We start from the raw sequence: 14,353 nt of genomic DNA, 5'->3' as shown, positions 1-14,353 counted from the left end.
AAACCCATGCGCACGCTTACCCACGGAACCGCCACACTCCTCCTGGCGCTGGCCGTCCTGGCGGGCTCCGCCGCGCCCAGCCACGCCGAGACCGTCGTGGTCGAACAGGCCGGCAAGAAGTTCTCGACGCCGGAGCTGACCATCCGCAAGGGCGACACGGTCACCTTCGCGAACAAGGACCCGATCACCCACAACGTCTATTCGCAATCGTCGGGCAACGCCTTCGACGTGAAGACGCAGAAGCCGGGCGAATCCTCTGACGTGACGTTCTCGGCCCCCGGGGACGTGGACGTGCAGTGTGCCATCCATCCGGGCATGAAGCTGCGCATCCACGTCGGAAATTAAAAGCACGGTAATCAAAGATACGGGGACGGTCGTGAGCGGCGAGGGAACGTCGGGGGCGGGCATGTTCGCGCATCACAGCATCCGGGCGAAGCTGTACGGGGGATTCGCCGCCCTTCTCGGGCTGTCCGGCATCGCCGGCCTGTACGCGCTGTACAACGTCGTGACGACCGGCCAGCTGGCCGTCGTGATGTACGACAACGTGCTGCAGACCAGCGACGCCGCCCGCTCCGCGCAGAGCGATTTCAGCGACATGCAGCGGCTCGTCGCCCTGGCCATGGCCACCGACGGTGCGGTGACGGAGGAGGTGCGCACAGGCTACGACACCGCGCGCTCCACCCTGTCGGACGACCTGGGCATCGCGGCCAGCCGCGCGCCCACCGCCGCCATGCGGGCGGGGACGGACGGCGTGGTGGAACTGCTGAAGGGCTGGGACGCCCGCGTCGCCCCGCTGTTCGCACCCGCGTCGTCATCAATGGCGTCGTCGTCCAAGGCGCCGCGCCCGCGCAAGGCGGAGGTCGATGCCCTCGCCGCCGCCATCCGCGACAAGATCGACATCAGCGTGGAGGACGCCAAGGCCTACGGCTTCGAGTTCGTGGAGACGGGCCGGGCCCAGATCGCCATGGCCCGCACCCTGACCATGGCTGTCGGCTTCTGCGCCATTTTGCTGGGCATCACGCTGGCGGTGCTGCTGTCCCGCGACATCCTGCGCGCGCTGGGCGAGGCGGTGTCGCTCGCCCGCACCATCGCCGGCGGCGACCTGTCGCAGCGGAGCGTCAGCCGCCGGTCGGACGAGCTGGGCCACCTGCTCGGCTCGCTGGAACAGATGCGGCGCAGCCTGCTCGACCAGCGGGAGCGCGAGGCCACGCTGGCGCGCCGGGCGGAGGAGGAGCGGCAGAAAGCCCTGCGGGACATGGCGGAAACGGTGGAGCGCGAGACCACCCAGGCCGTGGCGCAGGTGGCCGCCCACACCGGCGCCATGCAGACGGACGCGGAGACCATGACCGGCTCCGCCACCCGTGTCAGCAGCAACGCGCAGAGCGTGGCCGCGGCGGCCGATCAGGCGCTGGCGAACGCCCAGACCGTTGCCGTCGCGACCGACCGGCTGGCCGCCTCCATCGGCGAGATCTCCGCCCAGGTCGGGCATTCCCGCGCGGTGACCCAGCGGGCGGTGGAAACCGGCGCCCGCGCGCGGGAGACCATTAAGTCGCTGTCCGAGTCGGTCGGCCGCATCGGCGAGGTGGTCACGCTGATCCAGTCCATCGCCGGCCAGACGAACCTGCTGGCCCTGAACGCGACGATCGAGGCCGCCAGGGCGGGGGAGGCCGGCAAGGGCTTCGCGGTCGTGGCGAGCGAGGTGAAGGGGCTCGCCAACCAGACGGCGCGGTCGACGGAGGAGATCTCCCGCCAGATCGCCGAGATCCAGAGCGCGACCGACGGCGCCGTCGCCTCGGTGGAGGAGATCGGCAACACCATCCTGGACATCGACCGCATCTCCAACACCATCGCCGCCGCGATGGAGGAGCAGGCGGCCGCGACCCAGGACATCAACCAGAGCGTCGCCGAAACCTCGCACGCGGCGCAGGAGGTCTCCACCCGCATCGCCGCCGTGTCCCAGGACGCCGACCTGACCGGCCAGCAGGCCGGCCACGTCCGCTCCGGATCGGCCGAGATGGCCAGCAGCATTGAGAACCTGCGCAACCTGCTCGTCCGCGTCGTCCGCACCTCCACCAGCGAGGCGAACCGCCGCAGCAAGCCGCGCTATCGGGTCGACGTGGCCTGCGCCGTGACCGCCAACGGACACCGCCAGGGCGCCACCGTGCGGAACCTGTCCGCCGGCGGCGCGATGGTCACGGGACTGACGGACTTGGCGGCCGGCGACGCCGGCAAGGTCGCGCTGGAGCGGCTGGGCGTCGAGTTGCCGTTCGTCGTGCGCAACGTCACCGACGATGCGGTCCACCTGAAGTTCGACGCCGGTGCGCCGACCATGTCGGCCTACATCACCGCGTTCGAGCGGCTGGTCGCGACCCTGGCGCCCATCGACCACGCGGCGTGAGGCGGATCAGCTACACTTTCCTTTGGCGTCCTGGCAGCAGCTATCGGTGCACAGCTCCCCCACCATAGCGCGAAACCAGTCGATGGCCGGGTGATTGCCGAGGCCGGCGTGCCAGATGATCTGCATCGGCGCCATCGGCACCGGCACCGGCAGCTCCTTCAGCACGAGGCCGTAGGTGTCCTGGTAGCGGCGCAGCATCGTGCCCGGTCCGGTCAGCAGCAGGTCGGCCTGACCGGCAATGCCGAAGGCGACCAGGAACTGGTTCACTGTGACGACGACGTTGCGGTGGCAGCCCACACGGTGCAGCGCGTCGTCGACCGGGGAATGGGTGTCGCCGGTCAGCGTGATCAGCATGTGCTCGGCCGCGCAGAAGGCTTCCAGCGTCAGCGGCTGGTCGGCCAGCGGGTGGTCGCGGCGCATGGCGACCAGGAAGCGGTCCTGGTAGAGTTGCTGGCGCCCGTAGGTCTCCTCCAGGTCCAGGCGGCCGGCGAAGACCACGTCCACGTCGCCGCTGTCCAGCCGCTCCGTCACGTTCAACCGCGTCAGCGGCAGGGTGTGCAACTTGGCGTTCGGCGCCTCCCGGCGCATCCGCTCAATGATTTTCTGCAGCATCAAGGCCGAGAAATGCTCGGCCATGCCGGCGCGGAAGACGCGCGCGGTCGTCGACGGGTTGAAATCCTGCGGATCGAGCGCCTGCTCCAGCCGTTGCAGGCTCTCCCGGATCGGCAGCGCCAGTTCCAGCGCGCGCGGGGTCGGGCGCATGCCGTCGGGGCCGCGCAGGAACAGTTCGTCCTTCACGGTCAGGCGCAGGCGGTTCAGCGCGTTGCTCACCGCCGGTTGGGTCATGCCCAGGCGGTTGGCGGCGCGGGTGACGTTGCGTTCCGTCATCACCGCGTCGAACACCAGCAGCAGGTTCAGGTCGACGCCAGCCAAATTCATGACGGAAATAATGCCAATACGATATATTGATTTCAACAATCCATTCGCGCGGCGTACGTTACACCCATCGCGGATGCTGCAGTGGTTCGACCCTGGGGCCCGCAACTCCCGAACAATCCTTCGATGCTTCTCCACTCCTCCGCCGCCGGACGCCCCCACCGGCGGCATTTTTCTGTGCGCACGAGGCTTCAGGGCAGCGTTCTGAACACATTCAGCGGGCGAATGAGCCGAATACGGCATATCAATTTCACATATGGCCCAACCCGCACTAAGTGTGTGGGCAGGATCAAGGACCGGAGGTGACCGACATGGCGCGCGGGGATCAGGAGCGGACGGTGCGGGAGGGCGCGGAATGCCCCTTTTCGGCAGGACCGACGCTCGGCCTTGGCCTGTGCTCCCCGAACGCGCCGGACGTGGCCCCGCTCGCCCGCCGCGCGGAGGAGGCCGGGTTCGGCGCCCTCTGGGTGCCGCCGGACGCATTGGCCTCGGTGGCGGAAGCCACCCGCGTGATCCCCGTCGTCGCCTGCGTCGAGGTCGGCTTCTCGCCGGACATCGACGTCGCCCTGCCGGAACCGGCCGGGCTGGCCGGCCGGATGATGGTCGCGGTGCGCTTCACCGAGCCACCGGAGTCGGTGCGGCTGACCTCGCGCGCCTGCCGGCGGATCGGGGCGGCAGTCATGCGCAAGGTGCACGCGGTCACCAGGAAGACGGACACGCCGGTGGTGATCCAGGGGTCCTGCCACGAAAGCCTGGAGTGGATCGCGGAACAGGCGGAAGCCTGGGCCTACGACCGCGCCCGGCTGGCCTGCGTCCCGACCCTGCTGACCGAATGGCGCCGGGTGGCCGGGGCCAAGCCCTTCATCCAGATGCTGCCGGACGGGCCGGGGCTGGAGGACCGCGTTGCCGCGCTGCTGCGGGACGGCGTGGACCATATCCTCGTCACGCTCGCCTCGGGCACCGGATCGGCGGCCTTGTGGGACCTGCCCGCCGCGCTGGATCTACGTTATTCAGCGTCGTGATATCGCCCATATAAACTATCAATTTCTCAAATTCATGCAGTCGGCGTAGGTTCTTTTCAGACGCACCGCCTCCAAACGCGAAGCCGACACGGCAGCGGCCCCGGCGGTGACCTTCGAGAATCCGGAGCACGCTATGAAGACCCGTATCGCGCTGGTCTTTACGGCCCTGTCTGCTGATGGCCCTGTGTGTTGCGGGGTGTGTTGCGCTGGAGGTTCCGCGGCCCGCTGAGCGGTGCGCCGCGCCCGGTGCGATCCACCATTGACGTTTTGAACAAACCCCGCCGCCTTCCGATCCCGCGAAGGCCGGCTGACGACCTTATAGGCATTGATCATGAACAAGGCTCTCGTGGCCGCCATCTTCGGCGGCATCGCCCTCATCCTGTCCGCCGCGGCCTCGTCGCAGACCACCTCGTCGCAGACGGCCACCCTCAGCCTCGACCAGGCCTTCCCGTCCCTGATGGAGGAGGCGCGCAACAAGGTGCCGTCCTCCACCGACCGCGGCATCGTCAACACCAGCTTGGCCTCGGCCGAATGGTACTGGGAGGCCGGCCAGCAGTCCAAGGCCCTCACCTACCTGAACTTCGCCCGTGGCCGCCTCGGCCTGAAGCTCGTGCCGGTCGACACGCCGACCCAGCAGGCGGAGCGCACGAAGTAACGGCGCCGCTCATCGAGGACGGCGTGTCGGCTGCGTTCGATGTCCCCTCTCCCCCCTGCTCACGCGCAAACGAAGTTTGCGCTGACGCGACAGGCGGACCTTTGGTCCGCCGAAAGCGGGGAGAGGGTTAGGGTGAGGGGGGTTGCGCTTTTGCCGGGCGTACCGGAACCGCGGGACCCCCTCACCGGCCCTTCGGGCCACCCTCTCCCCAGGGGGGAGAGGGTTAGACAGCCAGTCGCGCCGCCTTCCTTTCTGTTCACACGCCCCCCGCAACCCCGGATCCCAAGAGAGCGTCAGACATCATGCCTCTTTTCCGCACCAAGCTTGCCGTCCTCCTGGTGACCGGTGTCTCGGCGGTCGCCGTCGCCAGCGTCGCCCCCAGCTTCCAGGGCCACGCCGATGCCCCGGCCGCCGCGGCGGTTCCGCCGCCCCCGGAGGTGGACGTGGCACCGGTCGTCGCCCGTAAGGTGACCGACTGGCAGGGCTATTCCGGCCGCCTGGAGGCCGTCGACCGCGTCGACGTCCGCCCGCAGGTGTCCGGCTCCATCACCGCCGTGCATTTCCGCAACGGCGCGCTCGTGAAGAAGGGCGACGTCCTCTTCACCATCGACCCGCGTCCCTATCAGGCGGAGGTCGCCCGCGCCGACGCGCAGGTGGCCGCCGCGCAGGCGCGCGTGCGCTTCACCGCCGCCGACCTGGACCGCGCGCAGCGTCTGGTGAAGGACAGCACCATCTCCCGCCAGTCCATGGACCAGAAGGAAAACGACGCCCGCGAGGCCGCCGCCAACCTGAAGGTCGCGCAAGCGGCCCTGGACATGGCGCAGATCAACCTGGGCTACACGCAGGTCACCGCCCCGGTGGCCGGCCGCGTATCGCGGGCGGAGATCACCGTCGGCAACGTGGTCGCCGCGGGGGCCGCCTCCGCGCCGCTGACCACGCTGGTGTCAGTCTCCCCCATGTACGCCTCCTTCGACGTGGACGAGCAGACCTACCTGCGCCACATCGCCCCGGCGCGGGATTCCAACAACATCCCGGTCCAGCTCGGCCTCGCCAACGAGAGCGGCTATTCCCGCGACGGCACGATTGAGCATGTGGACAACCGGCTCGACGTCACCTCCGGCACCATCCGGGTGCGGGCGAAGTTCGACAACGCCGACGGCATGCTGGTCCCTGGCCTGTACGCCCGCGTGAAGGTCGGCAGCACCGTGCCGCGCGACGCGCTTCTGGTGGACGAGCGGGCCATCGGCACCGACCAGGACAAGAAGTTCGTGCTGGTCGTCAACGCGGAAAGCCGCGTGGAGTACCGCGAGGTCGGCCTCGGCCCCCTGCGCGAGGGCCTGCGCGTCGTCAACCGCGGCCTGTCGGCGGAAGACCGGGTCATCGTCAACGGCATCCAGCACGCCCGCCCCGGCACGCCGGTCCAGCTGCACATGGTCGCCATGGGCGACAATCCGGCGCCGCTCAAGGTCACGACGGCCTCGGCCCAATAAGGCCCCACCCCGATGAACATCTCCAAATTCTTCATCGACCGGCCGATCTTCGCCGGCGTTTTGTCGGTGATCCTGTTCCTGGCCGGCGCCATCTCGCTGTTCCAACTGCCGATCTCCGAATATCCGGAGGTCGTGCCGCCGTCTGTGGTGGTGCGCGCCCAGTATCCGGGCGCCAACCCCAAGGTCATCGCCGAGACCGTCGCCTCTCCCCTGGAGGAGCAGATCAACGGCGTCGAGGACATGCTGTACATGCAGTCCCAGGCGAACAGCGACGGCAACATGGCACTGACCGTTACCTTCCGGCTGGGCGTCGACCCGGACAAGGCGCAGCAGCTGGTGCAGAACCGCGTCGCGCAGGCGCTGCCCCGCCTGCCCGAGGACGTGCAGCGGCTGGGCGTCACCACGGTCAAAAGCTCCCCCACGCTGACCATGGTCGTGCATCTGCGCTCGCCCAACGACCGCTACGACATGACGTATCTGCGCAACTACGCGCTGCTGAACGTCAAGGACCGGCTGTCGCGCATCCAGGGCGTGGGCGAGGTGCAGCTGTGGGGTTCGGGCGACTACGCCATGCGCGTGTGGCTCGACCCGCAGCAGGTCGCCCAGCGCGGCCTGACCGCCGGCGACGTGGTCGCCGCCATCCGCGAACAGAACGTCCAGGTCGCCGCCGGCGTCATCGGCGCGTCGCCGACGCAGGCCAACGTGCCATTGCAGCTGTCGATCAACGCGCGCGGCCGGCTGAAGACGGTCGACGAGTTCGGCGACATCATCCTGAAGACCGGCGCGGACGGCGCCGTCACCCAACTGCGCGACGTGGCGCGGGTGGAGCTGGCCGCCGCCCAGTACGGCCTGCGCTCGCTGCTCGACAACCAGCCGGCGGTTGCGCTGGCCATCAACCAGTCGCCGGGCGCCAACGCGCTGAACATCGCCGACAACGTCCGCAAGACCATGGCCGAGCTGAAGGCCGACATGCCGGACGGCGTCGACTACTCCATCGTCTACGACCCGACGAAGTTCGTGCGCTCCAGCATCGAGGCGGTGATCCACACGCTGCTGGAGGCCATCGCGCTGGTCGTTCTGGTGGTCATCGTCTTCCTCCAGACCTGGCGCGCGTCGATCATCCCGTTGCTGGCCGTGCCGGTGTCCATCGTCGGCACCTTCTCCCTGCTGCTCGCCTTCGGCTTCTCGATCAACGCCTTGTCGCTGTTCGGCATGGTGCTGGCGATCGGCATCGTCGTGGACGACGCCATCGTCGTGGTGGAGAACGTGGAGCGCAACATCGAGGCCGGCCTGTCCGCCAAGGAGGCCACCTACAAGGCCATGCGGGAGGTCAGCGGCCCGATCATCGCCATCGCCTTGACCCTGGTCGCCGTCTTCGTCCCGCTGGCCTTCATGACCGGCCTGACCGGCGAGTTCTACAAGCAGTTCGCGATGACCATCGCGATCTCCACCGTCATCTCCGCCTTCAACTCGCTGACCCTCTCGCCGGCCCTGTCGGCGGTGCTGCTGCGCAGCCACCACCAGCCGCAGGACTGGCTGACCCGCGCGATGAACACGGTGTTCGGCGGCTTCTTCCGCGTCTTCAACCACGTCTTCCACCGCGGGTCGGAGAGCTACGGGCGCGGCGTCGGCGGCGTCATCCGCCACAAGGGCTCGATGATGATGCTGTACCTCGTGCTGATCGGGGCGACGGTGATGCTGGGCCGGACGGTTCCCGCGGGCTTCGTGCCGCCGCAGGACAAGGAGTATCTGGTCAGCTTCGCGCAGCTGCCCAACGGCGCCTCGCTCGACCGGACGGAGCAGGTGATCCGCGACATGACCGACATCGCGCTGAAGCGCCCGGGCGTGGAGAGCGCGGTGGCCTTCCCCGGCCTGTCGGTCAACGGCTTCACCAACAGCTCCAGCGCCGGCATCGTCTTCGTGACGCTGAAGCCCTTCGATGAGCGCAAGGACCCCAGCCTGTCGGCCAACGCCATCGCCGCCGACCTGCAGAAGCGCTACGCCGGCCTGAAGGAGGCCTTCGTGGCGATCTTCCCGCCGCCGCCGGTCATGGGCCTGGGCACGCTGGGCGGCTTCAAGATGCAGATCGAGGACCGCGGTTCGCTCGGCTACGAGGCGCTGAACAAGGCGGTGGGCGACTTCGTGAAGAAGGCGGCGCAGACGCCGGAGCTGGGGCCGAGCTTCTCTAGCTACCAGATCAACGTGCCGCAGCTCGACGTCGACCTCGACCGCGTGAAGGCCAAGCAGCTGGGCGTGCCGGTGCGCGACGTCTTCGACACCATGCAGATCTACCTCGGCTCGCTCTACGTGAACGACTTCAACACCTTCGGCCGCGTCTACCAGGTGCGGGTGCAGGCGGACGCCCCGTTCCGCGCCCAGGCCGACGACATCGGGTTGCTGAAGACGCGCAACAACCAGGGCGCCATGGTGCCGCTGTCCTCGCTGCTGACCGTCAGCCAGAGCTACGGGCCGGAGATGGTGGTGCGCTACAACGGCTACACCGCGGCCGACATCAACGGTGGGCCGGCGCCCGGCTTCTCGTCGGGCCAGGCCGAGGCGGCGGCGGAGCGCATCGCGGCGGAGACCCTGCCGCGCGGCATCAAGTTCGAGTGGACCGACCTGACCTACCAGAAGATCCTGGCGGCCAACGCGGGGCTGCTGGTCTTCCCGATCAGCGTGCTGCTGGTCTTCCTGGTGCTGGCCGCGCAGTACGAGAGCCTGACGCTGCCGCTGGCGATCCTGCTGATCGTGCCGATGAGCCTGATGTCCGCGCTGTTCGGCGTGTGGCTGACCGGCGGCGACAACAACATCTTCACGCAGATCGGCTTCATGGTTCTGGTCGGCCTGTCGGCGAAGAACGCGATCCTGATCGTGGAGTTCGCCCGCGAACTGGAACAGCAGGGCCGCACGGTCGTCCAGGCGGCCATCGAGGCGAGCCGGCTGCGCCTCCGCCCGATCCTGATGACGTCGATCGCCTTCATCATGGGCGTGGTGCCGCTGGTCACCTCCACCGGCGCCGGCGCGGAGATGCGGCACGCCATGGGTGTGGCGGTGTTTGCCGGAATGATCGGCGTGACCGTCTTCGGCCTGCTGCTGACCCCGGTCTTCTACGTCCTGCTCCGCCGCCTCGTCGGCGCCGGCAAGGAACCGGCCGCGCCGCGGGTGGAGGGCGACGCCGTGGCGGCGCACTCGTAAGGAACTGGATTTTCACCACCAAGGCACCAAGACACCAAGGCGCGGCGCGCCGGCCTGGAACGCAGACCGGAACCGATGAGAAAGCCGAAAGGAGCTTGGTGCCTTGGTGTCTTGGTGGTGAATTCCCAAGAACCCTTCGCCACAGAAGCGTTCGCCACACAGGCACGGAGGGCACGGGGAGCCTGACAGGGAAAGTCCACGACGTCCGGTGATGCGGGCCGGAATGCCGGGACCTCCTTGTCACACTCCCCGGGTCCTCCGGGCCTGTGTGGCGAATTTTCTTTTCTGATCGAGGGTCTTATACGGTCGGCGGATGATCACTTCCAGTGCCCGCCGACCGTCAAACCCGGCAGATCAATGCGTTAGCATTGATTGAGAGGGTGATACGGAGGACGCCTTCAGGCGCCGTCCGTATTACCCCTCGGCCACACTGCGGCAGCGCTGGTTCAGCAGGGCCATCGCCTGGTCCATCTGGTTCCCGTCGAGCGCGAAGGCGCGTTCGTCCAGCAGATGGCCATCGGCTCCGTAGGCGCGGACGAACAGGCCCTGCGGCGTGCGGGTCACCACCGTGTCCACCACCGCGTCGCTCGTCTCGTCGCTGGCGACGTCGATGAAGGAGGCCAGTTCGCCCAGGTCGCCCTCGTCCGCCCAGTCGGCCTCGGCGAGCAGGTCGAGCAGGTCGTTCAGGCCGCCGGCCGGTTCGCAGCGGCGGACGCGCGGGTCGGCGGTCCGCACCGCGTCGGTGAAGGACGCCAGCGCCTGACGGATGCGCTCCTCCTCCACGGGGTCGAGTTCTGGCTCGTCGTAGTCGCCGCCGACTAACTGGAGCGGGTCGGGCAGGGCCTCCTGGTCGAGGTCGTCGATCAGGCTCGCCTCTTCCTCCACCAAGCCGACAACGCTGACCAGCCGGATGCCCGCATCGGCCGGGTCGGCGAGCAGTTCCTCGTCCTTGGCGAAACGCAGGGCCTCGTCGTTCGACGTCAGCATGCGCTGGAGCAGGGCGCGCCGGTCGGCCGCCTCCAGATAGACCAGCGCCTCCGGATCCAGCCAGGCCGGCAGCAGTCGGGTGTCGGAGGCGTTCTCCAGCAGGCCCGACGAATCGAGCGCGCGTTCGATGACGTCCACCGACGGGGGCTGGGTCAGCTCGCCGGACACCTCCACCGCCAGCCAGAACAGCGTCGCGATGATGTCGTCGCCCTGGGCGTCGGTGCGGCGGACCGATTCGGCGATGGTCTCCACCTCGTCCAGGAACTCCGGACGCTCCTCCTCGTGCAGCTTGCCGAGCGCGGCCTCAAGGACCGCTTGGCGCCGCGAATCCAGGGTTTCGTCCAGCAACTCGTCGAACCGCTCGTCGTTGCTGCGCCACAGCCGGACCAAACGGTCCGCCGGCGTGCCTGTAAACCGGCTGGGCGCCGGCTTGCCCGTCCCGTCCCGTCCGTTGCCCGACTTTGTCATGATGCCTCCTGACCTCTCCCATGCCGGCCGTTGGAGCGGCCGGTTCCGTTGACGGCAGAGACCGTAGTGACCGGCGGGCGGGCTGGCAAGCGGCGGAGGCGGATCAGCCCCTTGTGAGCATTGAAATCGTGAGCATTGAAATCGTGAGCAAGGAAACAGGCCGTTCGGCGGAGCGGGCCGCAGCCGAGGAGGGTGGGCGCAGCAGCGGCACGGGCGGGGCCAGCCCGGCCAGCCCTTGCAGGGCGTAGGCACGCTGTTCCGCGTAGTCGGGTTCGGGGAAGCGTTGCAGGACCTGCTCGTAGGCGGCGCGGGCGACCGTGGGGCAGCCGAGCAGCCGGAACGTCTCCCCCTGGCGCAGCAGCGCCTCCGCCTCCGACGAGCGGTGATAGTAGGCGAGGCTCGCCGCCGTCGCGTACCAGCTGTTGTAGGCCGACCACAGCGCGTCCACGGTAGGGCCGTCGCATCGCCCCGCCTCGATGGCCGTCTCCAGCGCCCGCTGGTACGCCGTGTCGGGCGGCACCGGCGAGGCGCAGCCCGCCATAATCAGCGCGGCCCCCACCGTGGCCTTCAAGCTGCGTGTCATCCTGCGGTCCACCCCATGCGCGACCCGTCCAACTCCGCCCAGTGAAATACAGCCGGGTTAAAGCACGGTTCAAGGTGCGCAATTTCTCCCCCTCTCCCGCCGGAGGCGGGAGAGGAGCCTGAAGAATCCTCGCGGAGAATACCTTTAAATTCGAAGCAAAACGGCGGCTCTTCTCCACCTTAACGGGAGTTAAGGCAGCACTAAAGGAAATAGCCGTTGTCACCGACCGAGGTAATGCAAACGGTTGACGAACGACATGGATCGGCATTTTCTGTCCTTGTGAAAAATTAAAGGTCGCGAAGTTGAGCAAAATTTTATGCGCTCTTCAGGTTGACTCGTCTCGCTGAACTCTAAATGTGGAGAATCCCATGCGCGCTGTTCTGGTGGAACCGAACCCGCTGATCGCCGAGGCGCTCGGCCGGCAGCTCGGCATGGGCAAGATCCGCTACGACCGGCTGGACTGGCCGGACCTGGAGGAACTGCTGGCCGAGCAAGGGGGCGAGGCGCTGGGCTTCGACGCCATCGTGCTCGGCGGGCTGGCCGACCCGGCCGCCGCGGTGGCGGCCCTGCGCGCCCAGCGCGTCACCGCTGCGGTGCTCTGCCTGCTGGAACGGCGCGACGTCGCCGCCACCGTGGCGCTGCTGCACGCCGGCGCCGACGACGTGCTGGTCAAGCCGGTGGTCAGCGCCGAGGTGCGCGCCCGCATCGAGGTCGCCCGCCGCCGCGCCCGCGGCCTGGTCAGCAACGCCGTGCGGGTGGGCCGCCTGACCGTCTTCCTCGACGGCCGCGACCCGAATGTCGGCAGCGAGCGGCTGCGGCTGAGCCAGCGCGAGCACGCCATCCTCGGCGTGCTGGCCGCGCACCACCGCCGCGTGGTCTCCAAGGAGCACATCTACGACGAGGTCTACGGCCTGTCCGGCGCCGACCCGCTGGACAAGGTCATCGACGTCTACATCTGCAAGCTGCGCAAGAAGATCGCCGAGGCGACCGGCGGCGCCCGCTACATCGAGACCGTCTACGGCCGCGGCTACAAGTTCGAGGCCCCGCCCGAGCATGAGGAGCCCGACACGGCGCCGCGGCGGTTCGAGCCGGCCCGCTTCGTCCCGGTACGCCGCCCGGCGGAATGCCTGATCGGCGCGGAATAACATGGCGGCATTTCCCTAAAATTCAAAATTACTTTAAGTGAAAAAAAATAAATTCAGAGAAGTTCGGCCAAAGGTCAAAGGAAAGGGCGATTTTTACTCCGGTTTAAACGCGATGATGCACAGTCACAACGTCGATTGCGCGCCCGTACCAACCAAGCGGGAAGGCCCGCGCAGTCCGGCCCCGGCGTCAGAAAGGCGCTCTGCATCTCGCGAATGGAGATACACATGGCCTCGATCATGACCAACACGTCCGCGATGACCGCGCTGCAGACCCTGCGCCGCGTGACGGACGACCTGGCGACCACCCAGGACCGCATCTCGACCGGCCTGAAGGTCAACAACGCCAAGGACAACGCGGCCTACTGGTCGATTGCCACCACCATGCGGGCGGATGTCGCCGGCTTCAAGGCGGTCAAGGAATCGCTGGAGCTGGGTTCCGGCACCACCAACACCGCGTCGGTGGCGTCCAAGAACATCGTGGAGAACCTGCAGACGCTGAAGGCCCGCGTCATCGCCGGCCAGACCAACGGCGTCGACAAGTCGCTGATCCAGAACGACATCGACCAGCTGGTGAAGCTGGTGAAGGGCGCCGCCGCCGACGCTTCCTTCAACGGCGACAACCTGCTGCGCATCGCCTATTCGAACGACGGCACGGCCAAGGACCAGAACGTCGACATCCTGGCCTCGCTGAGCCGCAGCGCCGGCACGGTCGACCCGAGCTACATCAGCTTCCAGCGCCAGGACATGCAGGTCACCTCGATCGTCGGCAAGGCGAAGATCGAGCAGCAGGTCGACTCGACCAACGACCTGAAGGCGTCTGTCGGCATCACGCTGGGCGCCCCGGGCACCACCTTCATCGACGGCCAGAACCTGGGCCTCGGCAACCTGACGCTGAACGTCACCAACGAGGCGGGCGCGAAGACCGCCGTGACGGTCGACCTGTCCGCCATCGCCTACACCACCGACGTCGCGACGACGCAGGGCCTGATCGAAACCGCGGTCAACGCGCAGCTGACGGCCGCCGGCGCCGATTTCCAGGCGGCCTTCAACGGCGACAGCCTGGAGTTCACCGACCAGGACAAGAACGCCGACGGCAACTTCACCGCCAAGGTTGACAGCCTGTGGGTCGGTTCGAAGGAGAGCGACGCCTTCGGCGGCCTGGCCGACCTGACGCAGATCGACGTCACCTCCAACGCCACCAAGTCGCTGGAGGTCATCAACGGCCTGCTCGACAAGGCGATCGGCAAGGCCGCGGTCATCGGCTCCATCGAGAACCGCGTGTCGGTGCAGAACGACTTCGTGTCGAAGCTGACCGACTCCATGAACAAGGGCATCGGCTCGCTCGTCGACGCCGACATGAACGAGGAATCGAGCCGCCTGCAGGCCCTCCAGGTCCAGCAGCAGCTCGCCACCCAGGCGCTGTCCATCGCCAACCAGGGTCCGCAGAACATCCTGTCGCTGTTCCGCTAAACCT

11 protein-coding genes are annotated in these 14,353 nt (G+C 67.9%); 8 read left to right on the top strand and 3 right to left on the bottom strand.

The window, feature by feature from the left end:
* The first annotated feature begins 6 nt into the window (after positions 1-6).
* Complete coding sequence (locus M2351_RS22360) at positions 7-345, top strand: cupredoxin domain-containing protein (RefSeq protein WP_264658258.1); 339 nt, start codon at positions 7-9, stop codon at positions 343-345.
* A gap of 61 nt (positions 346-406) precedes the next feature.
* Positions 407-2,398, top strand: a complete 1,992-nt coding sequence (locus M2351_RS22355; protein WP_264658257.1) for a methyl-accepting chemotaxis protein — start codon at positions 407-409, stop codon at positions 2,396-2,398.
* Positions 2,399-2,404: 6 nt separating this feature from the next.
* Here M2351_RS22355 and M2351_RS22350 read toward each other — a convergent pair whose 3' ends face one another.
* On the bottom strand, positions 2,405-3,337 hold the full coding sequence (locus M2351_RS22350) for a LysR family transcriptional regulator (RefSeq protein WP_264658256.1): 933 nt from the start codon (positions 3,335-3,337) through the stop codon (positions 2,405-2,407).
* A gap of 308 nt (positions 3,338-3,645) precedes the next feature.
* On the opposite strand from M2351_RS22350, the gene M2351_RS22345 reads away from it, so the two are divergent.
* The 4 genes from M2351_RS22345 (at position 3,646) to M2351_RS22330 (ending at position 9,696) form a co-directional block, all read left to right on the top strand.
* Complete coding sequence (locus M2351_RS22345; protein WP_264658255.1) at positions 3,646-4,356, top strand: hypothetical protein; 711 nt, start codon at positions 3,646-3,648, stop codon at positions 4,354-4,356.
* A gap of 331 nt (positions 4,357-4,687) precedes the next feature.
* Positions 4,688-5,011: a hypothetical protein gene (locus M2351_RS22340; RefSeq protein WP_264658254.1), complete on the top strand. Its 324-nt coding sequence runs from the start codon at positions 4,688-4,690 to the stop codon at positions 5,009-5,011.
* A gap of 302 nt (positions 5,012-5,313) precedes the next feature.
* A complete protein-coding gene (locus tag M2351_RS22335; protein WP_264658253.1) occupies positions 5,314-6,501 on the top strand; it encodes an efflux RND transporter periplasmic adaptor subunit in 1,188 nt (395 codons plus the stop codon).
* 12 nt (positions 6,502-6,513) lie between these two features.
* A complete protein-coding gene (locus M2351_RS22330) occupies positions 6,514-9,696 on the top strand; it encodes an efflux RND transporter permease subunit (RefSeq protein WP_264658252.1) in 3,183 nt (1,060 codons plus the stop codon).
* A gap of 414 nt (positions 9,697-10,110) precedes the next feature.
* On the opposite strand, the gene M2351_RS22325 is transcribed toward M2351_RS22330, so the two are convergent.
* Entirely contained in the window at positions 10,111-11,151 is a 1,041-nt protein-coding gene (locus tag M2351_RS22325; RefSeq protein ID WP_264658251.1) for a hypothetical protein, read from the bottom strand.
* A gap of 103 nt (positions 11,152-11,254) precedes the next feature.
* The gene (locus M2351_RS22320) at positions 11,255-11,734 is read right to left on the bottom strand and encodes a tetratricopeptide repeat protein (protein ID WP_264658250.1); all 480 of its coding nucleotides are present in this window, start codon (positions 11,732-11,734) and stop codon (positions 11,255-11,257) included.
* Positions 11,735-12,102: 368 nt separating this feature from the next.
* On the opposite strand from M2351_RS22320, the gene M2351_RS22315 reads away from it, so the two are divergent.
* Together M2351_RS22315 and M2351_RS44985 are read left to right on the top strand one after the other, a co-directional pair.
* The gene (locus M2351_RS22315; protein ID WP_264658249.1) at positions 12,103-12,879 is read left to right on the top strand and encodes a response regulator transcription factor; all 777 of its coding nucleotides are present in this window, start codon (positions 12,103-12,105) and stop codon (positions 12,877-12,879) included.
* 225 nt (positions 12,880-13,104) lie between these two features.
* Complete coding sequence (locus tag M2351_RS44985) at positions 13,105-14,349, top strand: flagellin N-terminal helical domain-containing protein (protein ID WP_319801913.1); 1,245 nt, start codon at positions 13,105-13,107, stop codon at positions 14,347-14,349.
* The last annotated feature ends 4 nt before the right edge of the window (positions 14,350-14,353 follow it).

This window comes from Azospirillum canadense, from assembly GCF_025961225.1.
Classification (GTDB): domain Bacteria; phylum Pseudomonadota; class Alphaproteobacteria; order Azospirillales; family Azospirillaceae; genus Azospirillum; species Azospirillum canadense.
The sequence above is the reverse complement of the archived record's forward strand: the minus strand, read 5'-3'. Positions and strand labels throughout refer to the sequence as shown.